Origin of the sequence: Actinoallomurus sp. NPDC052308 (assembly GCF_040679195.1) — a bacterium.
GTDB lineage: Bacteria > Actinomycetota > Actinomycetes > Streptosporangiales > Streptosporangiaceae > Actinoallomurus > Actinoallomurus liliacearum.
On sequence record NZ_JBFAUM010000002.1, the window covers coordinates 442,557 to 465,155 of the forward strand.

The window sequence follows — 22,599 nt, forward strand, 5'->3', positions numbered from 1 at the left end:
AACGCCAACAGTGACCTGTCTGGCGATCCCCGTTCGTCACCGCGTACTCTGAATGTCCGACTTTCCCGATTTAACGGGTAGGGCATACGGATGCACTTCGATTACCAGATGGCCATGGGATCGTTCCTGGTCGCGATCGTGGTGGGACTGACCGGGATGGGCGGCGGCGCCCTGATGACGCCGATGCTCACGGTGTTCTTCGGCGTTCCGCCACTCGCCGCGGTCTCCAGTGACCTCGTCTCCGCAGCCGTGATGAAGCCGGTGGGCAGCCTCGTGCACCTGCGCCGTGGGACGGTCAACCTGCGCCTCGTCGCCTGGCTGTGCGCCGGCTCGGTACCGACCGCGTTCTGCGGCGTCCTCCTCGCCCGCGCGCTCGGACACGGCGACCGGCTCCAGAACGTCATCGAGATCGCCCTCGGCGTCGCCCTGCTCATCGCCGCGTCCGGCCTCGTCATCCGCAGCTACCTGACGATGTCCGCGGGCGGCCCGCGCCGGGCGGCCCGGGGCGCCTCCCCCGACGACGCGTCCTCGGCGGAGGACCCCGCCCCCATTTCCGTGCGCCCTATCCCGACCATGTTGGTCGGCGCGGTGGGCGGTCTCGTCGTCGGAATGACCTCGGTCGGCTCCGGCTCACTGATCATCGTCGCCCTCCTGGCCCTCTACCCGAAGCTCACCGCGAACCGGCTGGTCGGCACCGACCTGCTGCAGGCCGTGCCCCTGGTGTGGGCGGCGGCGCTCGGGCACATCCTGTTCGGCGACTTCCAGCTCAGCGTCACGCTGGCGCTCCTGGCCGGATCGATCCCCGGCGTGTTCCTCGGCTCGCTGGCGTCGTCCCGAGCCCCGGGCGGCCTGATCCGGTGGGCGCTGGCGTTCGTCCTGCTGGCGTCGGCGCTGAAGATGTTCGGCGTCGGCACCACCCCGATGGCCTGGGCGCTGGTCGCCGCCGCCGTCGTCGGCACGGCGGCCTGGTGCCTGCTGCGAGCCTGGAACGGCCTCCGCCCGCTACCCCTCCCCCGCCACGACACGCCGTCCGCCCAGCCCGTACGCACCGGCCACTCGAAAGCGGACACCTCCGTCGCAACCCGCTGACCTCCCCCGTAGCGACGCGCTGATCTCGTCCGTGTGGTCCTCGATGACCGGCATCGGACAGGAGCGTCACGGGCGATCGTCCGTACGGTGGGGGCGTGGACCTCACGCGGCTGAGCCGGCGAATGGAAGCGGTTCCGCCGTGGGCCGGGGAGGCGATCCTGTGCGCCGCCGTCGAGGCGGCGACCATCTACCGCATCGGCACCGCGGCGCCGGGTGCCGCCGATCGGAGTCCCGACGCCTGGGCCTATGGAATCGGGCTCGCGATGGCCGCGGTGCTGCCGGTCCGCCGGCGCCGGCCGGCCCTGACGCTCAGCGTCGTCTTCCTGCTGTGGGTGATCTACCACGTCGCGGACTACCCGGGCGGAGCACCGGCCGTACCGGTCTGGATCTCGCTGTACTCGGTGGCCGCCGCGCCACGGCGGAGGATGGGGCTGGCGCTCGCGGGCTGGCTGATCGTGTCGGACGCGCTGGCCCGGACGAAGTACGCCGGCGTCGGCCTGTTCGACGCGGCGCTCGACGGGTCGACTGTGGTGTTCGTCGCGGCACTGCTGCTGGGCGACTCCGTACGCAGCCGTCGCGCGCGACGCGCCGAGTTCGAGGCCCGGCTGGCGCTGCTGGCCGCGCACCGGGACCAGGTCGCCGCGCAGCGGCTCACCGAGGAGCGAATGCGCATCGCCCGCGAACTCCACGACGTGTCCGCGCACACGATCGCGGTGATCAACGTGCAGGCGAGCGTGGCGGCCGAGCTGTTGGCCGAGGCTCCCGACCAGGCTCGGGAGGCACTCGAGGCGGTCCGGCGGGCCGGCGGCGAGGCGTTGGCCGAGATGCGGGCGACCGTCGGCGTCCTGCGGGAGCCGGACAGCGTGGAGGGTGACATGGCACCTCCCGCGCCAGGCATCGGCCGGCTGCCGGACCTGGCCCTGGCCTGCGCCGGAGGCAGGCCGCGCGTCGACGTGCGGGTCGAGGGCGAGCGCCGCCCGCTGCCCCGGCTGGTGGAGTTCACGGCCTATCGGATCGCGCAGGAGTCCCTCACCAACGCGATGCGTCATTCCGATGCCGGGCTGGTGGAGATCCTGGTCCGGTACAACGAGGCCGGGCTCGCTCTGGAGGTCCGCGACGACGGCGGCGGGGGTGACGGCCGCGCCGACGAAACCGGGTCGGCGGCTGAGGGCAACGGCCTGCGAGGCATGACCGAACGCGCCGCGGGCCTGGGCGGCCGGTTGACCGCCGGCCCGTTCGAGTGGCCCGGCGGCGCCGGGCGAGGTTTCCGGGTACGCGCCTGGCTGCCGGCCACGGACGACGACCTGACGATGCAGGAGAAGGCGTCCCGAGTGGGCGACCGACCGCAGGACGAGGAGGCGACGTGACGATCCGGGTGCTGGTGGCCGACGACCAGACGCTCGTCCGGGCCGGATTCCGCATCCTCCTCGACCGCGCGGAGGACATCGAGGTCGTCGCGGAGGCCGCCGACGGGGAGGATGCGGTCGCCCTGACGCGGGCGCACCGCCCGGACGTCGTGCTCATGGACGTGCGGATGCCGGGCATGGACGGGCTCGTCGCGACGAGACGGATCCTCGCCGACGAGCGGACGCCGAGCGTCAAAGTGATCGTCCTGACCACCTTCGACCTGGACCGATACGTCTTCGCCGCGCTGCACGCGGGGGCCAGCGGGTTCCTGCTCAAGGACATCGACCCCGACACTCTGCGGCAGGCGGTGCGCACGGTGTTCAACGGGGACGCCCTGCTCGCACCTCAGGTGACCCGGCGGTTGATCTCGGCGTTCGTGGGGCGGCCGGGGCAGCCGACTTACGACCCGGCCCTGCCATCGGCCCTCACCGAACGGGAACGCCAGGTCGTCGCGCTCGTCGCCGAGGGCCTGACCAACGAGGACATCGGCCGGCGGCTGGTGATGAGCCCCGCGACCGCGAAGACCCACGTCAACCGGGCCATGACCAAAGTGGGCGCGCGGGATCGTGCCCAGCTCGTGGTGTTCGCCTACCGGTCGGGGCTGGCGGTGACGCCGCCCGGCGTACCGCCCGGGCGGTAGTCCCGGTACCGCGACGGCCGTATCGGATCGCGTCGTGAGGTCGATGGAATTCACGGCACGGCTCCCTAGCGTTGCCTGCGTGGTCATTCACTCGGGTAAGGGAGAAACGATGCAGCCGGTTTTCCGGACCATCGCCGGTGTCTGCCTCGTCATGGGCCCGGCACTCCAGGGAATTTCGACTTTCTATTGGACCGACCGATATCAGGGCATCACCGCCGGAACTCTCATCATGGCCGCGACGACCTGCTGGCTCATCGGTCTCGTCGCGGTGTACCGCCTCATCGAGCCGCGAGTGCCGCGATACGCGGCGATCGCGCTGCCGGTCGCGATCTACGGGTGCGTCGGCGGAGCCTCGTTCGGGCTGCAGGGAATGCATGAGGAACTGTTCAACGTCTCGCACACCGAGGCGGTGCGCCTGATCGAACAGCATCCCGCGGCGGCGTACGTGACGTTCTGGTTCGCCGGCACGGCCTTTCCGCTCAGCCTTTTCGCCCTCGGCGTCGTGCTCACCCGGATCCGGGCGGTCCCCTGGCCGATCGGCGTCCTGCTGTTCGGCGGCGCCATCGCGTTTCCGCTCAGTCGCATACCGCGCGAAATCGCGATAGCCCACTTCGCGGACCTCGCCCTCCTGGCGCCTTTCGCCTATCTCGGGGCTCGGATCGTCATGGGGCATCTGGTCATGGCAGCCGCGCCGGACCGCTCGACGGCCGCTTTGCCGGATTCGCCGATGAGCACACGACAATGAACGGGCAATGATTCGGCCGCCCGCCGCCCGAAGCGTGATCCGAATATCCGTTCCGGGTACGCCCGCCGAACGGACCGTTCGCGTCCGGCAGCAGCGACTCGCAGGGGTGTGGGGAATGATTCGACGGGGCACCGCATCGATCGGTGAGAAGGCCGTGTTCTACCGCAGGGCGGGCGTCTGCGCCCTGACGGTCGGTCTCGGCCTGACCTGGCTCTCCTCCGCCGCCGAGGCCGCCCGGATACCGGTGGGCCCGGGGCGGCGTCCCGTCGCGGACCACAACGACGACGGAAACGGCCACCACAACGCCACCGCCATGTCGGTGCGGAGTCCTATTCGCAATCGCGGCTATCAGCACACCACCAACCGGAATGCCGGGGGTGTCAGTGACGCACAGAATGGGTTGTGCCACAACGTTCGGGTCTGCAATCTGACGCAGAAGGTGACCATCATGAACCCGGAGCGGCCCGCCCCTCCGGCGGAAGCCGCCGCACCGCAGACCGCGCCCGCGCGGCCGCAGACCGCACCCTCACAGATCGCGCCCTCGCCCGCGCGGCCGCAGACCGCACCCTCACAGGTCGCGTCCTCGCCCGCCGGCTCATTCCTGTACATGGGCCCGTACGGCCTGATGCTGGCGGGCGGCGGCTCGAGCGGGCCGGCCACTTCGGGCGAGGCCGGCCGCCCGGCCGCTCCCGGCGGCACGGCGTGGTGGCTCGACTGTGCGGCCGGGTTCTTCTCGTGACTCCGCCGGCCCGGCCCGTCAGGACACGGGACCGCGGTCGGCGGCGAGCTGGTCGAGCAGGTCGGGGACCTCGGGGTGCGCGGTGACGTCGACCTTGCGGGCGAAGAACGCGTCGCTGGCCCGCAGGTCGTCCAGGTGCGCCGCGGTGATCAGTTCGGGATGGCTCGCGTCGGCGCCCCACCGGATGAACCGCTTGCTGTCGTTCGCGACCGAGCGGGCGGGCCGCGCGTTCAGGGCCATCGAGCAGATGAACGTCTCGTCCGGGATCGGCGCGTACCGCAGATAGCGCAGCAGGCGGTCGGCCAGCGGGTCGGCCAGCATGCCGTGCACGGTCGGCGCGGAGAGGTTGAACCACATGTCGCCGACGTACAGCCCCACCCCGTCCCGGTAGGGATGCCGTCGCGGGATCGGCAGCGGCACCGATCGGTGGGTGCCGGGCAGCCGCCGTTTGCGCAGGTACCGCCGCCGGGTCACCGCCTGCCAGGGGTCGGTGTCCGCCGCCGGGTCGGAGGTCACGGCGAAGTGCCGTAGGTACGCGTCGTACGGCGAGGCGGCGAGCTCCTTCTCGATCGCGGTGATGGGCCGGATCGGATAGTCCTGGCCGGAGACGAGGAGCGCCCAGGAGAAGTCCGGGATGTTGGCCGCCACCCAGCGCAGCGACCGCCACTGCGCCTCGACCAGGGAGAGCCGCCCCCACTGGCCGGGCCGGGCGTCCGGGACGAGCGCGACGTTCGAGGACGGACGGAGCGTCAGCGGCTCACCGCTCGGGTCGTGGTGGACCACCGCGACCGTGTCGACGCCGCCGCGGATCCGGTCCACGAGCCGGGCGACCTGTCCGGGATTCCGGTGCGACAGCACGATCACGACCAGCGGTCCGCCGCCCATGCCCATCCCGCGCCCTTCACCGTAAATTCACGCTCGTCGTTTGCGTGACCGAGGGTACTCAGGTTCCGGAAATGCGGTGACGCGTCCGATGATGAAAGGCCGATTACGGTAAAGTGCCGGGAAAGTTGGAGTCGGTCACCGGGGCGGATCCGGGCTGATCAAGGGCACCAGGGGGCGCAGTGCTCCGCGCACTTGTCGAACGGCTGTGGCTGCCCGAGCCGGAGTCCTCGGGGTGGCCGGTCCGGGTCACGTCGGGCGAGGTTCCGCCGGGACACCGCGTGGTCGAGCGCTACGCCGTGGTCCCCTCTCCGGAGCGGCCGCGTTTCCTCGTCCCCCTCGACGGCCGGGCCGTGGCCGCCGGCAGCCTCACCCACTACAACGGGCTGCGCTGGGCCCGCCTCCGCGTCCCGCGTACGGTGCTGGGCGCCGGCTTCCGTACCGGGGTCGCTCCGCTCCTGCTGCGCCACCGGCTGCTCGTGTGCGTGCCCGAGGACCTCCCGCCCGCCGAGCTGGGCGACTACCTGCTGAGCGCGCACCTGGGGCGCGTGCTCGGCCTGCCGCAGCCGGCGCTGGGGGTCGGCGTCCGGCCGCCCGATCCCAACCTGAAGCCGACGCTCCAGCTCTTCGGCGCCGACGGCGCCCCCGTGGGCTACGCCAAGGTCGGCTGGAACCCCGCCACCCGGGAGATGACCCGTCGGGAGGCGGCCGCGATCGCCGCGGTCACCGAGGCGCCGGCGAACGGGATCCGCGTGCCGCGGCTGCTGCACCACGGTCCGTGGCGCGACTACGACCTCACCGTCACGGCGCCGCTGCCGCCGAGGATCCGCCGTTACCGCGAGGCCGACCGGCCGCCGCCGGTCCCCTGCGACGATGTCTTGCCCGACCAACCGACCCCGACCGACCTCCGTGTTCTTCCCGACCAACCGACCCCGACCGACCTCCGTGTTCTTCCCGACCAACCGACCCCGACCGACCTCCCGGGCCCGTTCGCCGCGCGGACGGCGAAGCTGGCCGACTCGGCCTTCTGGCGCGCGCTGCGGGCGGAGGCCGCCGTACTGGCCGCCGACGACGAGGAACCACGCCTCGCGGCACTGGTCACCGCGCACTGCGACGAGCTCGATCGCGAGCACGGCGGCACCCCCCTGCGGGTCGGCCGCTGGCACGGCGACTGGGTGCCCTGGAACATGGGCCGGTACGCCGGTGACCTGTACGTCTGGGACTGGGAGCACAGCGCCGAAGAGGTTCCGGTGGGCTTCGACCACCTGCACTGGAGGTTCCAGGACGCGCTGGTGCTGCGCGGCCGGCCGCTGGCCGAGGCGGTCGCCGCCGTACGGGCCGCCGCCGAGAACGAGCTCCCCGAGCTCCCCCACGACCACCGCCGGCTACTCGGACGGCTCTACCTGCTGGAGATGTTCATGCGGACCTACCACCTCAAGCGGCTGGGCGGCGGCTGGAACCCCGCCCTCCATCCGGCCATGCTCGAGGTCCTGGAGGAACGATGAGGGTCCTCCTGGTCTGCTCGACCGGTGGGCATCTGACCCAGCTGCACCGGCTGCGGCCCTGGTGGTCCGAGCACGAGCGGATGTGGGTGACGTTCGAGAAGGCCGACGCCTCTTCCCTCCTCGCGGACGAGCAGGTGACCTGGGCCTACCATCCGACGACCCGCAACATCCCCAACCTGCTGCGCAACCTGTGGCTCGCGCTCCGGCTCGTCCCGCGCTACAAGCCGGATGTGATCGTCAGCTCGGGCGCGGGCGTCGCCGTGCCGTTCTTCGTGCTCGGGAAGCTGCTGCGCCGGCGCACCGTGTACCTCGAGGTGTACGACCGCATCGACTCCGGCACGCTCACCGGCCGTCTCTGCTATCCGATCGCGGACCTGTTCCTGCTGCAGTGGGAGGAACAGCGGGCGCGCTACCCGAAGGGCACCGTCGTGGGGCAGCTCCTATGACCGAGCGAAGCGAGGGAATCAATAAGCACAGCACCTTGGTCATGAGGCCGACGAAGGAGGTCTCATGACCGAGCGAAGCGAGGGAATCGGTGAGCACAGCACCTTGGTCATGAGGCCGACGAAGGAGGCCTCATGACCGGCCAGGACAAGCCGCTGGTGTTCGTGACCGTGGGCACCGACCATCATCGGTTCGACCGGTTGATGGGCTGGATGGAGCAGTGGCTCGCGGCGAACGGCCACGTCCGCTGCGTCGTGCAGTACGGCCCGGCCGACCCTCCGGTGGGCGCCGAGTGTCACGACTTCCTGCCCCACGCGGACATGCAGGCGCTGTTCCGGCAGGCGACCGCCGTCGTCTGCCAGGGCGGCCCCGGCTCGATCACCGAGAGCCGGCAGGCGGGCCGGCTGCCGATCGTGGTGCCCCGGATCGCGCGGCTGGACGAGGTCGTCGACGACCACCAGGTGCGGTTCTCCCGGCACGTCGCGACCTTCGGCAAGGTGGCCCTCGCCGAGTCCGCCGAGAGCCTGCACGCCCACCTGGACCGTGCCCTGGCCGACCCGGCGGAGTACGCCGTGCCGGACGAGGCCGACGAGACGGCGCCCGCGGTCGCGCGGTTCGGGCGGCTGGTGGACGAGCTCGTCGCCACGCCCCGGCGCCGCCGCCGGTCCCGCCCCGACCGGGCGGGTTAGCCGCGCTCCCGGCGACGTCCTCAGACCTTCTTCCGGGCGGCACGGCGCTGCCGTGCGCCCAGAGGCGCCTGATCGCCGGCGGTCAGTGGCCGGAGGTGTTGAGGTAGGTGTCCCGGCCCGCCGCCGCGTACGAGCCGAGCATGCCCGGGCCGTTGTCGACCTTCAGGTTGCAGCCCGGCCCCGCGTCGAACCTGATCAGCCCGGCGATGTTGGGGTACTTGGCGCGCAGCACGCCGGGGATCTCGCGGTACCACTGGATCGAGCGCTTCGGATCCGCCGGGTCGTACTGCGTGCCGTACTCCGGGAGGATGAACGGCTTCTTGGCGAGCCCGTGCTGCTGGAAGAAGCGGTACGTCGGCCCGACCTTCTCGTCGAACGTGTGCCACGGCCCGTTGTGGCACTTGTAGAAGTTGTACGGGTCCCAGCCCACCCAGTCGACGTACGCGTCACCGGGATAGGAGTCGAGCATCCGCTGCGGGTTGACGCCGCTCATCGTGCCGGTGGTGACCCACACCCACACGACGTTCTTGACGCCGGCCCGCTGGAAGACGTCATGGACGTGCCGGGCGGCCGCGACGTACTCCGCCGGGCTGCCCTTCATCTCGCCCTTGTTCTGGTGCCGGTCCATCTCCGGGTCGAAGGACATGAAGACCTTCTTCCCGTAGGCCCGGACGCGCTCGGCCACCGGCTCGACCACGGACTTGTCGTAGGCGCCGGCCGCGATGTCGCGCCACTTGTAGCTCTGCTGCTTCTGGTAGACCTTGCTCTCCCAGGCGAAGAACAGCAGCCGGGACCCGCCGAGCACGCGTTCGGAGGCGTCCGGGAAACGGCCTGGTCCGGCGGCGTTGGACCAGTCGTGGAAGCGCAGGACGATGTCGAAGCGCCGCCCGACCTTGCCCTCGATGTCGGTGACGGCCGAGGTGAGGGACTTGCCCTGCACCGAGTAGATGCCCCAGTAGGCGCCGCACTTGGGCATGAGCTTGGCGTCGGCGCCGCAGTCTCCGCCCGCCGCCGCCGAGCGGCCCTCCGCGAGGGTGGCCGCCCGCGCGTTCGTGGCCGACTTGCCGCCCTTCGAGCCGTCGTTGCCGGCCGCGGAGCCGCAGCCGGACAGGACGGTGCCCGCGCCGACCAGCGCCACCGCCGACAGGGCGATGGCGCGACCGCGTGCTCTGATCCTCATGCCTTCAAGCCTCCCATTCCCGCCGGTCCTAAGCGGGATCGGGGAATCACCCGGTGGGTGATTCCCCGATCACGATGCGGAAAGTGACCGCGCCCGGCCCGGAGTCAGGTCAGGGGCAGAACCGGCCGAACCCGCCGAGCCACTGGTAGGCGGAGCCGTTCCAGGAGCCGCTCTTCAGGTCGCCACCGGCCCACATGCACCCATTGTTGTCCTTCACGAGCGCCCACACGCCGTTTCCGGCCCGCGACGCGAAGGAGGGGTTCCAGTTGGGCAGGTACTTACCGGTCTTGGCGTCCCACGCGCCGACCATGTTGAGCCGGTGCACATTGGAGTAGCCGCCGGTCTTCGGGTCCGGGTACGTCCAGCCGTCGGTGTAGTCGAAGTCGAAACCGTGCGACCCGGCGTACAGGACACCGTTGATCTCGACGGACGCCTGGAAGTCACCGCCCGAGCGGGCGAGGTTGCCGCCGATCTTGTTGTTGAAGTCCCGGTCGTAGACCTGCAGGTCGTGCTCTGACCCGCCCATCCAGACGCGGTCGCCGACCTCGAGGATCGTCTGGCGGTACGGCTTGCTGGGGTCGTCGATGCTGGGGATCCACTTCTGGTCGCCCAGCCCCGAGATGTGGCCGCCCGGTGCCGCCGTGCTGACGATCGCGAAGTCCTTGAGCGACACCTCCTTCTGCTTGCCCATGTGCTGCATGCGGCCGCCGAAGTAGACGCGGTCCCCCTGCGAGCTGGCGTCGAGGGAGTACACGCCGGCGTCGAAGAACGGGTTCCAGGTGGTGTCCGGGGTGCCGTCCGTCACCTTGACGCGCGCCGCGCCGCCGACCCAGAACGGCGACTTGTTGATCGTCGTGCCGCCCGCGATGTGGTCGAACGTGCCGCCGATGTAGAGCCAGCCGTCCTGGATGTCCATCGCCCGGCCGCGGGGCACGGCCTTGTTCCGGATCAGGCTCGCCTTCCAGGTGGACAGCGGCGCGCCCGTCTTCAGGTCGAGCGCGGCGAGGCCCGCCGTGTTGGCGACGCCGTTCACGTTGGTGAAGTCACCGGAGACGAAGAGCTTGTCGCTGGTCCCCTTGATCGCCCAGACCTCGCCGTCGAGCTTGGGCCGGAACCCGGTCTTCCACTCGCCGGTGCTCGTGTCGAAGGCCGCGAGGTAGGACTGCTCGATCTTCTCGCCGGCGGCCGGGGTGGCGCCCTTCTGCACGTACTGGAACTCGCCGCCGACGTAGAGGGTGCTTCCGACGACGCCGAGGGCGTGCACCTCGATGTGGTTCTCACCGGTCTGGCCGCTGACGACGCCGGTCACGCCCCAGGGGCTCGTCGAGGTCTTGTTGCTGAGCAGCTTCGGAGTGGCCGGGGCCGCCCCGCCGGTCGCAGTCGTGATCTTGGGACGGATCCAGACCTGCGTGAAGGGAGTGGGCAGGCCGCTGGAAGTACCCTTCCAGAGGTAGCTGCTCGCGCTGGTCGACGCGCCGGAGACGCTCGTCGTGGCGTACGCGAAGCCCTTCTTCCACGAGTCGTTCGCGTTCTTGACGGTCGACAGGGAGTTGTACGGGCGCAGCACCACGTCGGACTTCTTGATGCTGTCGGTGTACCCGCCGCTGTAGGACGTGCCGTCGAAGTCGGCCGAGCTCAACGGGAGCCCGCCGTCGAAGGTCCACGACCAGTCGGCCAGGTCCTTGAACTGCAGCGAGGCGTCCTGCCAGGAGGTGCCCGTGGAGTTCTTGGCGCGGTGCAGCCGGACCTCGTCGATCGGGCCGCCGTTGAACAGCCCGTTGATGGTGTCGCCGGGGAGCGTCGCGGGCGAGAACGCGGCGGTGCCGGTGGGCGTGTTACGTACGTTGGACGCGCTGCCCTGTCCTGCGTAGTGGAAGTTCCAGTTCTCCCGGCCACGGCCGACGAGGACCCAGCCCCCGCCGTCGGTGGTCATGTCGCAGTAGAACTGCTGGGCACTGCTCATCCGAGGCGTCTTCAGCCAGTACAGGCCGGTGACGCTCTTCGGATAGTCCTGCTTGACGGCCCAGCAGGACAGCGCGGCGGCACCGGAGGACTTGCCGTCCGGCGCGCCCGCGCTGGCCCAGTTGGGGACGAAGATGACGCCGGCGGCGACCAGGGCGGCCGCACCGGCGACCAAGGGGGTCTTGCGCGCAGGCAGACGGAATGCCATGAACTCTCCCGCGGAGTAAAGCGGCGAGCAGAGGGGCTCGGGGGATAAACAATCTGCGGCACAGATGAGCTGGCGCAGGAACGTGGCAAAATTAGTGCAACGGCCACGCGTTGTCAACGAGAGTAATCATTTCGCTATTACCGGTAATTGGCGCCGAGAAAATCGGCGGGACCGGTAAACCACCGGCGCGGGTCGTGCGTCTCCCCGCCCCGCCATGTCAGGCCGGCCAGGAGTACTCCTCGCCCAGCAGCTCGTACAGCGCCCGATTGTGCGGGCGATAGAACTCGGTGAGCCGCTCCTTGGTGTCCGGATTCATCGCCGGCGCCGGGAGATGGTTGTGCCTCTCGGCAATCTTCAGGGGATGTGCAGGAAGCCCCAAGAATTCGGTGACCCGGTCCACGGCCGCCTGCTCGTTCGCGTACAGGTCCTCCGCGGGCATGATGAGGAACTGTTCCCGGGGGAAGACGGAGAACCAGTTCTCCAGTTGCGGCCGGTAGATGCCCCGGTCCTGGTAGGTGTAGAAGTCGTGCGCCCGGCTGTAGTACATCGGGTCGGCGGCCATCTTCTCGCGCTCGCCGCGCAGCCGCTCCGGCTCGGCCGCCAGGGCGTCCTCGAAGCTCAGGTCCTCGACGCCGTCCCCCACCCGCTCCCAGTAATGGGAGTAGGCCCGCTTCACCGGATCGCGCAGCGTCACGATGATCTTCACGTCCGGGGTGCGGGCGCGCACCCGCTCCGGCACCGGCGGGTAGTACATGTAATAGGGGCAGGCCTCCCCGGTGACGGGCCGGGGACCGCCGAGGCTCTCCTGGAGCCGGTCCAGTTCCTCCTCGGTGGCGAAGTGCGAGCGGTACCAGGCGTCGCCCTTGTCATAGTTGACGTAGTAGTAGCCGGGGCTCTTGACCCCGCGCGACGCCGGATACATCGGCATGACCAGCGGGTGCTGGATGAGGTAGTTCCACAGCGAGGTCGTGCCGCCGCGCTTGGTGCCGATGATGAGGAAGTCCGGCAGATGACGCCGGTCGGCGGTCCGCACGGCGTACGCGCGCGTCGTCGCGTTCGCCGCGTCCTTCACCCAGCGTGGCGAGCGGTCCTTCGCCCACCCGACGAACCCGGTCGACACGTCAGCCCTCCTCCTTCGCGTCCGCGCGCCCGCGTGACCGCAGCGCCCCGAACATCACATCGGCGTGCAGCACATGCCGCAGCCGCCACAGCACGGCACCGTAGCCGCAGGTGGCCAGGACCGCGTACGCCGCGAACGCCACCAGGCCGGTGCCGAGAAGCATCCGCAGCACCACGCCCAGGCCACCGAACCACACCAGTGCCCAGATTCCGACGGGCGCAAGCGTCCGCGTCCGCAGCCGCAGGCCCATGAGGTAGCGCACCTGCACGACGGCCAGCAGGTTGTCCACGAGCATCGACACGCCCCACGCGACGGCGGCGCCGATGATGCCGTACGGCGGCACCAGCAGCAGGTGCAGCACCACCATGAGGACCACGACGACGGCCTTGTCGAGCAGGTTCCACGAGCTCTTGCCGCCCATGAGCAGGACCGTCTGCACGTTGCCGGTCGCCAGCACCAGCGCCATGGCCGAGGCGAGGATCGCCATGGCCCCGGCGCCGCCGCGGAAGTCCGTGCCGAACAGCGTGAGGACGAACGGCCCGAACACCGCGAGGGCGAGGTACAGCGGCCAGGAGGTGGCGACGACCCAGCCGGTGGCGACCGCGTTCAGGTCCTCGGCCTGCCGGGTCTCCCCCCGGGCGAGCAGGGCGGCGATCTGCGGTGCGACGGCGAGCCGCGTTGCCGCCAGCACGAGGGTCCCGGTCGTGATGAACCGGCCCGCGGTGGCGTAGACGCCCGCGTCATGGCTGGACACCATCGCGCTGACCAGCGGCACGCCCAGCCAGGTCACGACGATCTCGAGCATGGCCGCCACGCCGCGCAGCCCGGAGAAGGCCCAGAACTCCCGGACCGCCGAACGCGCCGCGGGGTCCGGCACGGCCTGCCGCTCCCCGGCCGCCGACGCCTCGGCATTACCGAGAGGCGCCGCCGCGTGCTGTTCGGTCTCCGCGCGGCGGACCAGCCGCCACAGGATCGCGACCGCCGCCACGAACGTCAGTCCGATCGGCAGCGACCAGGCGACCATGACCCCGCCGGCGCCGTACCCGAGGGCGGCGACGGCGATGACCAGCACCGGCCGGCTGAGCGGCGTGATGACGTTCGCCTGGACGGTGAACGCGGCCAGGCTGCCCAGGCCGCGGGTGCCCGACAGGGCGACGTTGCGGACCGCGGACACGGCCAGGACGGGCCCGCAGACCCGCAGCAGGAGGACCGCGTCGTCATGGTGCGCGGCGTCGACGAGCAGCCCGGCCAGCCAGGGCGCCAGCGCGAACACCGCCAGCCCGGTGACCGCGCCGACGGCCAGGACCGGGACCAGCGCCGCGACGACGACCCGGCGAAGGTCACCGATTCGGCCGAGGGCGCGCAGGCGCGCCGTGCTGCGCACCAGTCCCGTGTCGGCGCCGAGCTCGGTGACCTCGGTGAGGATCATGAAGAGCGCGACGACCGTGAAGAAGACGCCGGTCTGCGCCGGGCCCAGCACCCGCGCGACGACGACGGTCAGCAGGAAGCCCGCCATGGCCGCGACGAGGGAGCCGACCAGCCCGATCGCCCCGCCGCGCGCGAACTCCCGGAAGTGCGAGCGCCCCGCGCGGTCGTCCCGCGTGGCCTCGGCCTGGGTGGTCAATCGTCGTCCTCTCCCTGGCTCCAGGTCGGCCCCGGTGTGTACCGGCTCCAGCCGGACAGGACGTCCGGCCGGGCGAGGCCGGTCCCGGGCCGTCGGCGGGGCGGGGTGAGCGGCGCCGCCTCCGGGCCGGCCGCCGTCTCCCGCATCACGAGCGCCGACGCCACGAAGATCACCACGAGCTGGGAGCCGTCCAGCCCGTAGTAGAACATCATGAATGAGGCCATGACCGTCACGACGTGCAGCCACAGCAGCGCGCCCGGCGCGGCCCGCGTCCGCAGGGGAAGCGACCACAGCCAGGCGCAGAACAGGATCAGCGCGACGAAGCCGAACGAGAACATGACGTTCCAGAACTGGCCCTGGGTGCCGACCGAGATGCTGAGGGTGAGCGACGGGCGCGGCGCGCCGTAGCCGATGAACGGCGACTGCAGCGTGCGCTCGAACGCCTCCCGGTAGATGGTCGCCCGGCCCGCGTTCGTGGAGCTGTACTGGGTGCGACTGCCGATGCTCTGCCCGACGCCGAGCGCCGAGGCCGTCGCCAGACCGATCCCCAGCAGGACGAGCACCGCCGCGAGCCACTTGACCTGGCCGCGGAAGCCGAACCGGAGGGCGGCGTACAACACGCCGACGCCGACCGCCAGGAACATCCCGCGGTTCAGGGTGCTGAAGGCGGGGACCAGCGAGGCGAGGAGCAGGACGGTGACCGCCTGCCGCCGCCACCGGACGGCCGCCGTGCGCATGTACAGGATCGCGAACGGGACCAGCAGCGCGAAGTGGCTCCCCCACGTGTTGGTGTACGGGAACGGCGCGCTGGGCCGGTTGTACGCCCGCGGCGCTCCCCATGGCCGCTGCACCTCGGCGAACTTCGGGTGGACCAGGTCCTTCACGTAGTCGTTGCCGGCGATCGACCCTGGCAGCAGGCTCTGCATGGGCGTGCTGATCGACCCGTTGGGCAGGACGACGCCCAGGTAGCCGCCTGCCACCACCCAGACCCAGAACAGCGCCATGAGACCGATGGCCCGGGACAGCGGCAGCGCGCGGCGCGAGGAGTTGTAGACGTAGAGGAAGAAGACGGTGGCCGCGGCGTAGTTCATGAACCGGAAGACGAAGCCGATCATGCGGCCCGCGGAGTCCAGCTGGGTCCCCGCGAACGTCATCCAGATCAGGAACAGCAGCCACAGCCCGAAGCCGGGCGGCACGCGCAGGCCGCGCCGCAGCAGCAGGATGCCGAACATCGGCAGCGCGGCCAGGTCCGCGGCGAACCCGCCGAGCCCCAGCACCCACAGCAGCGGGTAGCCCGCGAAGAAGGCCGCGAACGGCCATGTCGGCAGCTCCTGGCCCCACGACGGCTCGTCGGCGGAGGAGGGCGAGGAGGACGTGTCGGCGGAGCCGCGCCGGGACGCCGACCGTGCGCCGAAGGGGTTCAAGGCGGTCACGAGGCGGTCAGACCCGCCGGCCGGAAGGCGTGCTCGGCGGGGCGCTCCTGGCCGCCGGAACCGCCGCTTCGTACCCGTTCGACACCGACAGCTCCTTAGACTGCTTGTCCTGCCGCCACGCCGGCTGGAGTTTACCGGGGGCGGCCCCGGGCCTTACCTTCTCAGAGACCTCAGTGGGGAGATCCGGGAATCAGCATGCCCATCCGCCTGTCTCGCGCGCCGTCGGTGGTCCTGGCCGCGCTCTGCGTCTTCTGGCCGACCGCCGCCACCGCCCGGGTCGGCGCGGACCCGGGGCCCATCGACGCGCAGGTCGTCGAGGTCGTGGCCGACCCGGCCATCACCCAGGCGAGCGGGCTGGCCACCAGCGAGAACGGCCGCGTCCTCTACAGCCACGAGGACTCGGGCCGCTCCACGGACGTCTTCGGGCTCGACGCCAAGGGCAAGGCGCAGTTCACGGTACGCCTGCCGGCGGGGTCCAACCAGGACTGGGAGGACATCTCCGCGGTCCGGCTGCGCAATGGCAAGCGGGCCATCTACCTCGGCGACATCGGCGACGCGCTCCGCGTCCGCCAGACCGCGAAGAAGTCCGGCCGGCGTGACTACGCGGTGCTGAAGTTCGACGAGCCGCCCGCGAACTCCACCGGCCAGGTCAGCCCGGCCGGCCTGGAGACCTACCGTCTGCGGTACGCCGACGGCGTCCCCGGGCGCAACGCCGAGACGCTGCTCGTCCAGCCGGGCACCGGCCGCGTCTTCGTCGTCACCAAGACCGAGACCGCCCAGCAGGTCGCGTCGCTGTGGGAGGCGCCGGCGAGCCTGAACCCGCAGGGCGTCAACCTCCTGCGCAAGGTCCTCGACGTACCGGTCACCAGGGCGTCCGGAGGCGACTTCTCCCCCACCGGCGACCGCGTCGTCATCCGCAACGACGACACCGCGTACGTCTGGTGGATCAACGACGGCGACGTGGCCAAGTCCCTGACGGAGAAGCCGGCGGAGGTCCTCCTGCCCCAGCAGCAACAGGGCGAGGGCGTGACCTTCACGCCGGACGGCCACTCCCTGCTGGTGAACTCCGAGGGCGTCGGCCAGCCCATCTGGCGCGTTCCGCTGCCCAGCTCGGTCAATGCGCAGACCACGCCGCTGCCCGGGCGGCAGAGCGCCGGTCCCGCCGGCTCCGGGCAGGACACCACGCTCATCGCGATGGCCATCGGCGGGGCGGCCTTCGTCCTCGCGGTCGTGCTCATCGGTTTCCACATCCGGCGACGCACCTGAGTTCTCGGTCGCCTGCGGTTCTGCGCGAGCGCAGGTTAGGCCAAGCCCGGCAAGGTATGTTATGGCGGTCTCATAGACCTTCGGCGAAGGGGCCACGCAGTCAGATGGACGCCACGGCCACGGGGGGCTCGCGAGAGCTCGCGGACTACCTGGCAATGCTCAAACGCCGCTGGTGGGTGGTCGTCGCCGCAGCGGCGCTCGGCGTCGCGGTGGCGGCGATGCTCGTCGTCGTCATGCCCAAGACGTACTCCGCGTTCGCCGTCGTCAACGTCACCCCCACGAAGCTGGACAGCGGCAGCCAGTCCGGCAAGCAGCAGGACATCAACCTGCAGACCGAGGCGCAACGCGTCCGCTCGTACGACGTCGCCGAGCGGGTGGCCCGTGACCTGCACACGAAGGAGACCCCGACCGCGCTCAGCGCGTCCGTGTCGGTGAACGTCCCGAACGACTCGACGGTCATCTACATCACCGTCAACGCCGCGACCGCCGCGAACGCCCGTGACCGCGCGCACGCCTTCGCCCAGGCCTACCTGGACGACCGCCGCGACAGCGCCACGACGGTGCTGATGACCCAGATGACGGCTCTTCAGCGGCAGATCAACTCGCTGTCGAAGCAGCTGCGGACGATGACCGACAAGGTGCAGAAGAACCTGGTCGTCGCCCAGATGCAGGCCCTCAACAACAAGGCGTCCGACCTGCGCGTGACGGCCGCCAACGTGGACCCCGGAGAGATCATCACGGACGCGCGGCTGCCCACCTCGCCGTCCGACCCCAGCCTGACGAGGTACCTGCCCAGCGGTCTCGTCGGCGGCCTGCTGCTCGGTGTCGTGCTGGCCATCCTCCTGGACCGGACGGACAAGCGGGTGCGCACCGCTCACGACATCGAGCGCGTCCTCGACCTGCCGGTCCTCGTGGACATCCCGGCCAAACGCGGCCGGGAGGGCCTGGGCCTGCTGCCGGCGCGCAGCCGTACGGGGCAGAGCTTCCACGAGCTCTCCCACGTCCTCACCGCCACGCTGGGCCACGGCAACCACGTCCTTCTGGTCACCGGCGCGGCACCGGGCCGCGGCGGCAGCTTCGTCGCCGCCAACCTCGCGGCGGCGCTCGCCCGTACGGGCTCGGACGTCCTGCTGGTCTGCGCGGACCTGGGCTCCTCGGTGGCCGGCGAGCTCCTCGGCCTTCCGGAAGGACCGGGCCTGTCGGAGGTGCTGCTCGGCTGGGCCGAACCGCGCGAGGTGATCCGCAAGAACCACGGCGCGCCGACGCTGAGCGCCATCACCGTCGGCTCGAACAGCGAACTGGCCGCCGAACTGCTGCAGCGCGAGCAGATGGACCGTCTGATCGGCTCCCTGCGGGAGGACTACCGCTTCACGGTCATCGAGGCCCCGTCCACCGAGCTGGGCGCGGACGCTCAGGCGCTCGCGGACCTGGCGGACGCCGCGCTCATGGTGGTCGAGATCCCCCTCGCGCGCTACGCCCAGATACGGGACGGGGTCCGGCGCATCGACCGGATGGGCGCCGCGGTGATGGGCGCGGTCGTACTGCCCGTACAGGACGACAAGGTGGCGCCGCCACCGTCCCGGCCCCTGCCGGCCCGTACCCCGCCGCCGCTGCGCGAGCGGCCGGTCGCTCCGCCGCCGAAGCAGAACAAGTACGAGGCCATCGAGGACGCGCCGACGGTGCTCGACATGGTGGCCGTGTCCGACGAGGGCGCCCCGCCGCCGAAGGGCCGGCGGCACCGCCCCGAGCCGCTCCCGCCCGCGTCCGGCGAGGAGGCCGCCCGGCCCCAGGCGCCGACGCGCTCCACCGGTCAGCCCCGGTCCGACCTGGCCCGCTCCGTCGACCCGGCCCGGTCGGCCGAGGCGGCTCCCCGCGCCGACGGCGCCGAGTCGGCACGGCCGGCACCCGCCGACAACAGCGCGGCGGAGACGGCCGCGAACCCCAAGGTCACCTGGACCTGAGCCTCGCCGCGGGTCAGATGCCCCGGCCGCGGGCGTGCAGCGTGAGCAGGACGCGCTTGCCCGAGACGGCGCCGCTGGCCACCGCGAGCGCGAACGGCACCCGCCGCTCCTTCCAGTTGGCCCGCATCGCCCGTCCCGCCCAGCGCACGGCCTCCCGGCGCCGGCCGATGGTGGCGCAGCCGAACGCGATCTGCCCGTACACCCGCCCGGCCGCGGCCGGGGACCGGCCGATCTCCGGGTAACGGTCGAGGAACCACCGCAGGGCCTCGACCTTCGTCTCCCACGCCTGCGCGTAGTAGGACGTCTGGCCGAACAGCACGCGGACGTACGGCCGGTCGACGTTGACGATCGGGTGCCGGCGGGCGGCGCGCAGCGCCAGGTCCCAGTCCTCGCCCTGGCCGCCCGGGATCGTCTCGTCGACCATGCCGATGTCGATCAGCGCCTCGCGCCGGGCGACGTACGTCGAGGAGTGCACGCTCATCATGCGGTCGCCGACGAGGTCGTCGAAGAGGACCCGGTCGGCGCCGGCCAGGCGGGGCAGCTCCCGGCCGTCGAAGTCGACCAGGATGCCGCAGCTGGCGAGGACCGCGTCGGGCTCGGCCTCCAGGGCGGCGACCTGGGCCGCCAGCTTGCCGGGCAGCCACACGTCGTCGTCGTCGCAGGAGGCCACCAGGTCGGTGTCGAGCGCGAGGATCCCGGTGTTGCGGCTGCCGGGGAGGCCCGGCGTACGGGTGTTGGCGAGCACCTCGACCTGGTCGCCCGCCAGGCTCAGGTCGGGCTCGGCTCGGTCGTACACCACCACGACGTGGACCTTCCCGTCGTAGTCCTGGGCCAGCACCGACTCGATCGCCTTGCGCAGCAGTTGGGGACGGTTGTGAGTGGGGATGACCACTCCCACGGAGGGCGGCACGCGCGACAGTTTAGAGTGCTGCGGAAAACGACGAGTGACGTCCGGAAAGGTGATCAGGTGGCTCCGAGGATCGCGACCGCCGAGCGGGTCGACCGTGACCAGTTGCTGGAGTTCCTCCGGCCCCGGCACCACGGGTTGTTGTCCACTCCACGGGCGAGCGGCCGGCCGCAGATGTCGCCCGTGACGTGCGGCGTGGACACCGACGGGCGGATCGTCGTCTCCACGTATCCCGCGCGGGCCAAGGCCCGTAACCTGCGCCGGGACGAGCGGGCGTCGATCTGCGTGCTGTCCGACGACTGGGACGGCCCGTACGTCCAGGTCGACGGGCGCGCCGAGGTGCTCGACATGCCGGAGGCGCTGGACGGGCTGGTGGAGTACTACCGCTGCATCGCCGGCGAGCACCCCGACTGGGACGAGTACCGCGAGGCGATGCGGCGCCAGGACAAGTCGCTGATCCGCATCCACATCGAGGAGTGGGGACCGATCGCGACCGGCGGTTTCCCGCCCGAGCGGACCTGATCCGAACGCGTACGGGCCCGGCTCCCCCACGGAAGCCGGGCCCGTACGGTCAGGACGTGTCCTAGCGGTTCTCCATGATCATGCCGGCGCCGACGGTCGCGTTGGTGGCCTCGTCGATGAGGATGAACCCGCCGGTGCCGCGGTTGCGGGAGTAGTCGTCGGCGAACAGCGGCTGGGTGACGCGCAGCCGTACCCGTCCGATCTCGTTGAGCTCCAGGCGCTCTGCGTCCTCGTGCCGGTGCAGCGTGTTGACGTCGAGCCGGTACTGCAGCTCCTTGATCATCGCCCTGGCGGTGCGGGTGGTGTGCTTGATGACCAGCTTGCCGCGCGGCACGAGCGGGCGTTCGTCGGACATCCAGCAGACCATCGCGTCGACGTCCTGGGTGACCTGCGGCCGGTTGTGCGGTCGGCAGATCATGTCGCCCCGGGAGATGTCGATGTCGTCCTCGAGCAGGAGCGTGACCGACATCGGCGGGAACGCCTCGTCCACCGGGCCGTCCGCGGTGTCGATCCGCTTGATCCGCGTCGTCAGCCCGGACGGCAGGTGCATGACCTCGTCGCCGGGCTTGAGCACGCCGCCCGCGACCTGGCCGGCGTAGCCCCGGTAGTCGTGCAGCTCCGGGTCGGTGGACTTGTGCGGCCGGATGACGTACTGCACCGGGAACCGCACGTCGATGAGGTTCCGATCGGAGGCGATGTGGACGTTCTCCAGGTGGTGCAGCAGCGACGGGCCGTCGTACCAGGGCATGTTGGCCGACCGCTCGACGACGTTGTCGCCGTGCAGCGCCGAGATCGGGATGAACGTCAGGTCGCCGACCGACAGCTTCGCCGCGAAGGACGTGAACTCGTCCTTGATCCGCTCGAACGTCGCCTCGTCGTAGTCGACGAGGTCCATCTTGTTGACCGCGAGCACGAGGTGCGGCACCCGCAGCAGCGTCGTCAGGAACGCGTGGCGGCGCGACTGCTCCAGGATGCCCTTCCGGGCGTCGATCAGGACGATCGCCAGGTCGGCGGTCGAGGCGCCGGTCACCATGTTCCGGGTGTACTGAATGTGCCCCGGGGTGTCGGCGATGATGAACTTGCGCCGGGGCGTGGCGAAGTAGCGGTAGGCGACGTCGATGGTGATGCCCTGCTCCCGCTCGGCGCGCAGGCCGTCGGTCAGCAGGGCGAGGTTGGTGTAGTCCTCACCCCGGTCGCGGCTGGTGCGTTCGACGGCCTCGAGCTGGTCCTCGAAGATCGACTTGGAGTCGAACAGCAGGCGCCCGATGAGGGTGGATTTGCCGTCGTCGACCGAGCCCGCGGTGGCGAGCCGCAGAATGTCCATTTAGAAGTAGCCCTCCCGCTTGCGGTCCTCCATGGCGGCCTCGCTGGTGCGGTCATCGGCGCGGGTCTGACCGCGCTCGGTGACCCGCGTGGCGGCGATCTCGGCGATGACCTCGTCCAGGCCGACCGCGGTCGACTCGACGGCGCCGGTGCAGCTCATGTCGCCGACCGTGCGGTAGCGGACCATCGCCTCGAAGGCCGGCTCGTCGTCGCCCCGGTTGGAGTACGGGCTGTCGGCGAGCAGCATGCCGTCGCGTTCGAAGACCGTGCGGGTGTGGGCGTAGTAGATCGAGGGGATCTCCAGGCCCTCCAGCCGGAGGTAGTCCCAGATGTCGAGCTCGGTCCAGTTCGACAGCGGGAAGACCCGGACGTGCTCGCCCTGGCGGATCCGGGTGTTGTAGAGGTTCCACAGCTCGGGCCGCTGGTTCTTCGGGTCCCACTGGCCGAAGTCGTCGCGGAAGGAGACGACGCGCTCCTTGGCGCGGGCCTTCTCCTCGTCGCGCCGGGCCCCGCCGAACGCGGCGTCGAACCGGTGCTCCTCGATGGCGTCCAGCAGGGTGGTGGTCTGCAGGCGGTTCCGGCTGGCCCGCCGGCCGGTCTCCTCGACCACGCGGCCCTTGTCGATGGACTCCTGCACGGACGCGATGACGAGGCGGACGCCGAGCTCGGCGACCCGGCGGTCGCGGAACTCGATGACCTCGGGGAAGTTGTGGCCGGTGTCGACGTGCATGACCGGGAACGGGACCGGTGCCGGCCAGAACGCCTTCTCGGCGAGGCGCAGCATGACGATGCTGTCCTTGCCGCCGGAGAAGAGCAGGACGGGCCGTTCGAACTCCGCCGCTACCTCCCGGATGATGTGGATCGATTCGGACTCCAGGACGCCGAGCTGGGACGTCCGGTAGTCACGGGTGTCAGCGGTGCTGCGCTGCATGTGGTGCCGCTCCCGGGTTCGC

Annotated in this window: 20 protein-coding genes; 11 read left to right on the forward strand and 9 right to left on the reverse strand. The window is 71.0% G+C overall.

Going from position 1 to position 22,599, the window contains the following annotated elements:
• The first annotated feature begins 90 nt into the window (after window positions 1-90).
• From AB0L00_RS08075 to AB0L00_RS08095, 5 genes are all read left to right on the forward strand, one after another.
• Window positions 91-1,089, forward strand: coding sequence for a sulfite exporter TauE/SafE family protein (locus tag AB0L00_RS08075; protein WP_364430014.1), 999 nt, complete (start codon window positions 91-93; stop codon window positions 1,087-1,089).
• Between the two features lie 95 nt (window positions 1,090-1,184).
• Entirely contained in the window at window positions 1,185-2,456 is a 1,272-nt protein-coding gene (locus AB0L00_RS08080) for a histidine kinase (RefSeq protein WP_364430017.1), read from the forward strand.
• On the forward strand, window positions 2,453-3,136 hold the full coding sequence (locus tag AB0L00_RS08085; protein ID WP_364430020.1) for a response regulator transcription factor: 684 nt from the start codon (window positions 2,453-2,455) through the stop codon (window positions 3,134-3,136). The genes AB0L00_RS08080 and AB0L00_RS08085 overlap by 4 nt, the downstream gene beginning before the upstream one ends.
• A gap of 79 nt (window positions 3,137-3,215) precedes the next feature.
• Window positions 3,216-3,881, forward strand: coding sequence for a hypothetical protein (locus tag AB0L00_RS08090; protein ID WP_364430023.1), 666 nt, complete (start codon window positions 3,216-3,218; stop codon window positions 3,879-3,881).
• 115 nt (window positions 3,882-3,996) lie between these two features.
• Entirely contained in the window at window positions 3,997-4,620 is a 624-nt protein-coding gene (locus tag AB0L00_RS08095) for a hypothetical protein (protein WP_364430025.1), read from the forward strand.
• Between the two features lie 18 nt (window positions 4,621-4,638).
• Here the strand turns inward: AB0L00_RS08095 and AB0L00_RS08100 are convergent, their stop codons facing one another.
• Window positions 4,639-5,505, reverse strand: a complete 867-nt coding sequence (locus AB0L00_RS08100) for a beta-1,6-N-acetylglucosaminyltransferase (RefSeq protein ID WP_364430028.1) — start codon at window positions 5,503-5,505, stop codon at window positions 4,639-4,641.
• A 179-nt stretch (window positions 5,506-5,684) separates the two neighbouring features.
• On the opposite strand from AB0L00_RS08100, the gene AB0L00_RS08105 reads away from it, so the two are divergent.
• The 3 genes from AB0L00_RS08105 (at window position 5,685) to AB0L00_RS08115 (ending at window position 8,140) form a co-directional block, all read left to right on the forward strand.
• Complete coding sequence (locus AB0L00_RS08105; protein ID WP_364430031.1) at window positions 5,685-7,007, forward strand: hypothetical protein; 1,323 nt, start codon at window positions 5,685-5,687, stop codon at window positions 7,005-7,007.
• Window positions 7,004-7,453, forward strand: a complete 450-nt coding sequence (gene pssD / locus AB0L00_RS08110; protein WP_345354569.1) for a PssD/Cps14F family polysaccharide biosynthesis glycosyltransferase — start codon at window positions 7,004-7,006, stop codon at window positions 7,451-7,453. The genes AB0L00_RS08105 and pssD overlap by 4 nt, the downstream gene beginning before the upstream one ends.
• 132 nt (window positions 7,454-7,585) lie before the next feature.
• Entirely contained in the window at window positions 7,586-8,140 is a 555-nt protein-coding gene (locus tag AB0L00_RS08115; protein WP_364430034.1) for a glycosyltransferase, read from the forward strand.
• Window positions 8,141-8,222: 82 nt separating this feature from the next.
• Here the strand turns inward: AB0L00_RS08115 and AB0L00_RS08120 are convergent, their stop codons facing one another.
• The 5 genes from AB0L00_RS08120 to AB0L00_RS08140 all read right to left on the reverse strand — a co-directional run bounded on the left by AB0L00_RS08120 (window position 8,223) and on the right by AB0L00_RS08140 (window position 15,667).
• Complete coding sequence (locus tag AB0L00_RS08120) at window positions 8,223-9,320, reverse strand: glycosyl hydrolase (protein WP_364430037.1); 1,098 nt, start codon at window positions 9,318-9,320, stop codon at window positions 8,223-8,225.
• Between the two features lie 109 nt (window positions 9,321-9,429).
• Window positions 9,430-11,490 (reverse strand): fibrinogen-like YCDxxxxGGGW domain-containing protein, encoded by a 2,061-nt coding sequence (locus AB0L00_RS08125; RefSeq protein WP_364430039.1) that lies wholly within the window; start codon window positions 11,488-11,490, stop codon window positions 9,430-9,432.
• A gap of 217 nt (window positions 11,491-11,707) precedes the next feature.
• A complete protein-coding gene (locus AB0L00_RS08130; protein WP_364430042.1) occupies window positions 11,708-12,610 on the reverse strand; it encodes a sulfotransferase domain-containing protein in 903 nt (300 codons plus the stop codon).
• A 1-nt stretch (window position 12,611) separates the two neighbouring features.
• The gene (locus tag AB0L00_RS08135) at window positions 12,612-14,234 is read right to left on the reverse strand and encodes an oligosaccharide flippase family protein (RefSeq protein WP_364430044.1); all 1,623 of its coding nucleotides are present in this window, start codon (window positions 14,232-14,234) and stop codon (window positions 12,612-12,614) included.
• The gene (locus AB0L00_RS08140; protein ID WP_364430047.1) at window positions 14,231-15,667 is read right to left on the reverse strand and encodes an O-antigen ligase family protein; all 1,437 of its coding nucleotides are present in this window, start codon (window positions 15,665-15,667) and stop codon (window positions 14,231-14,233) included. The genes AB0L00_RS08135 and AB0L00_RS08140 overlap by 4 nt, the downstream gene beginning before the upstream one ends.
• 195 nt (window positions 15,668-15,862) lie before the next feature.
• Here AB0L00_RS08140 and AB0L00_RS08145 point away from each other — a divergent pair, with 195 nt between their 5' ends.
• Window positions 15,863-16,933 (forward strand): hypothetical protein, encoded by a 1,071-nt coding sequence (locus tag AB0L00_RS08145; RefSeq protein ID WP_364430050.1) that lies wholly within the window; start codon window positions 15,863-15,865, stop codon window positions 16,931-16,933.
• 104 nt (window positions 16,934-17,037) lie between these two features.
• Window positions 17,038-18,894: a Wzz/FepE/Etk N-terminal domain-containing protein gene (locus tag AB0L00_RS08150; RefSeq protein WP_364430053.1), complete on the forward strand. Its 1,857-nt coding sequence runs from the start codon at window positions 17,038-17,040 to the stop codon at window positions 18,892-18,894.
• A gap of 13 nt (window positions 18,895-18,907) precedes the next feature.
• On the opposite strand, the gene AB0L00_RS08155 is transcribed toward AB0L00_RS08150, so the two are convergent.
• Window positions 18,908-19,804, reverse strand: coding sequence for a glycosyltransferase (locus AB0L00_RS08155; RefSeq protein WP_364430056.1), 897 nt, complete (start codon window positions 19,802-19,804; stop codon window positions 18,908-18,910).
• Window positions 19,805-19,861: 57 nt separating this feature from the next.
• Here AB0L00_RS08155 and AB0L00_RS08160 point away from each other — a divergent pair, with 57 nt between their 5' ends.
• On the forward strand, window positions 19,862-20,323 hold the full coding sequence (locus AB0L00_RS08160; protein WP_364430059.1) for a PPOX class F420-dependent oxidoreductase: 462 nt from the start codon (window positions 19,862-19,864) through the stop codon (window positions 20,321-20,323).
• Window positions 20,324-20,384: 61 nt separating this feature from the next.
• Here the strand turns inward: AB0L00_RS08160 and cysN are convergent, their stop codons facing one another.
• Window positions 20,385-21,647, reverse strand: a complete 1,263-nt coding sequence (gene cysN / locus AB0L00_RS08165) for a sulfate adenylyltransferase subunit CysN (RefSeq protein WP_364430062.1) — start codon at window positions 21,645-21,647, stop codon at window positions 20,385-20,387.
• A complete protein-coding gene (gene cysD / locus AB0L00_RS08170; RefSeq protein ID WP_364430065.1) occupies window positions 21,648-22,577 on the reverse strand; it encodes a sulfate adenylyltransferase subunit CysD in 930 nt (309 codons plus the stop codon).
• Between the last annotated feature and the right edge of the window lie 22 nt (window positions 22,578-22,599).

Coding starts and splice junctions, on each gene's coding strand:
- AB0L00_RS08075 (WP_364430014.1), top strand. CDS start 91: ATGCACTTCGATTACCAGATGGCCATGGGATCGTTCCTGGTCGCGATC.
- AB0L00_RS08095 (WP_364430025.1), top strand. CDS start 3,997: ATGATTCGACGGGGCACCGCATCGATCGGTGAGAAGGCCGTGTTCTAC.
- AB0L00_RS08100 (WP_364430028.1), bottom strand. CDS start 5,505: ATGGGCGGCGGACCGCTGGTCGTGATCGTGCTGTCGCACCGGAATCCC.
- pssD (WP_345354569.1), top strand. CDS start 7,004: ATGAGGGTCCTCCTGGTCTGCTCGACCGGTGGGCATCTGACCCAGCTG.
- AB0L00_RS08115 (WP_364430034.1), top strand. CDS start 7,586: ATGACCGGCCAGGACAAGCCGCTGGTGTTCGTGACCGTGGGCACCGAC.
- AB0L00_RS08120 (WP_364430037.1), bottom strand. CDS start 9,320: ATGAGGATCAGAGCACGCGGTCGCGCCATCGCCCTGTCGGCGGTGGCG.
- AB0L00_RS08125 (WP_364430039.1), bottom strand. CDS start 11,490: ATGGCATTCCGTCTGCCTGCGCGCAAGACCCCCTTGGTCGCCGGTGCG.
- AB0L00_RS08145 (WP_364430050.1), top strand. CDS start 15,863: ATGCCCATCCGCCTGTCTCGCGCGCCGTCGGTGGTCCTGGCCGCGCTC.
- AB0L00_RS08150 (WP_364430053.1), top strand. CDS start 17,038: ATGGACGCCACGGCCACGGGGGGCTCGCGAGAGCTCGCGGACTACCTG.
- cysN (WP_364430062.1), bottom strand. CDS start 21,647: ATGGACATTCTGCGGCTCGCCACCGCGGGCTCGGTCGACGACGGCAAA.
- cysD (WP_364430065.1), bottom strand. CDS start 22,577: ATGCAGCGCAGCACCGCTGACACCCGTGACTACCGGACGTCCCAGCTC.